Consider the following 1048-nt stretch of genomic DNA (forward strand, 5'->3'; position numbering starts at 1 on the left):
ACCACCAGCCGAAACCTCACCCACGTCCGGCACCGACATCCGCCACACACCGTCCACGGACAACACCGCCCGCAACCGCAGCACATCGTGACGCGCCACCACCGCACCAACAGCACCCTCCACCACATCCAGCCCCGCACCCACCGGCACCCGCACACCCATCGACTGGTAGAAGCCGTCGAGGACGCCGTTCCGTTCGGCGAACAGGGCCACGACCGGCGTCGCGGGGACCTCGCCGGTCGCCTCGTCGTCGGGTTCGGCCGCACCGGCGGCCGCCGGGTCGCCGGACGTCGCCGCCACCGACGCCAGTGCCTCGACCGTCCGCCAGCGGAAGACGTCGCGCGCCGTGAACACCAGCCCCGCGGCACGGGCCCGCGCCACCAGCTGGATCGCCACGATCGAGTCGCCACCCAGATCGAAGAACGACTCGTCCACCCCGACCGAGTCCAGCCCCAGCACCTCGGCGGAGACCGTGCACAGGACCTCTTCCACGGCGGTACGCGGTCGGGCCGACGCGGCCGTGCCGAACTCCGGCTCGGGCAGGGCCTCGCGGTCGAGCTTGCCGCTGGTGTTCAGCGGGAACGCGTCCAGGACGACGACGCCCGCGGGAACCATGTAGTCGGGCAGCCGCTCGGCCACGAACTCACGGAGCGTCGACGGGTCGGGGGCCGCGGCGGGGTCGGCGGCGACGACGTAGCCGACGAGCTGCTGGCTTCCGGTGGCCGACTCACGGACGGTCACCACGCTCCGGCCGACCTGCGGGTGGGCGGCCAGCGCCGCCTCCACCTCGCCCGGCTCGATCCGGAAGCCGCGCACCTTGACCTGGTCGTCGGCCCGGCCCGCGTACACCAGTTGACCGTCGCGGCCCCAACGCGCCAGGTCGCCGGTCCGGTAGAGGCGCCGCCCGCCGCCGGTGGGGTCGGCGACGAAACGGGTCGCGGTCAGGGCCGGTTCACGCACGTACCCGCGGGCCAGGCCGGCACCCGCGACATACACCTCTCCTGTGACGCCCGGGGGGACGGGGCGCAGTCGCGCGTCCAGGACGTGC

Annotated in this window: 1 protein-coding gene; it reads right to left on the minus strand. The window is 74.0% G+C overall.

Features of this window, described 5'->3' with window-relative positions:
• Window positions 1-996, minus strand: a 996-nt coding sequence (locus VT52_RS34900; RefSeq protein ID WP_240510044.1) for an AMP-binding enzyme, incomplete at its 3' end; no start/stop codon positions are given.
• Between the last annotated feature and the right edge of the window lie 52 nt (window positions 997-1048).

The organism is Streptomyces malaysiense (assembly GCF_000980885.2).
Taxonomy (GTDB): Bacteria; Actinomycetota; Actinomycetes; order Streptomycetales; family Streptomycetaceae; genus Streptomyces; species Streptomyces malaysiense.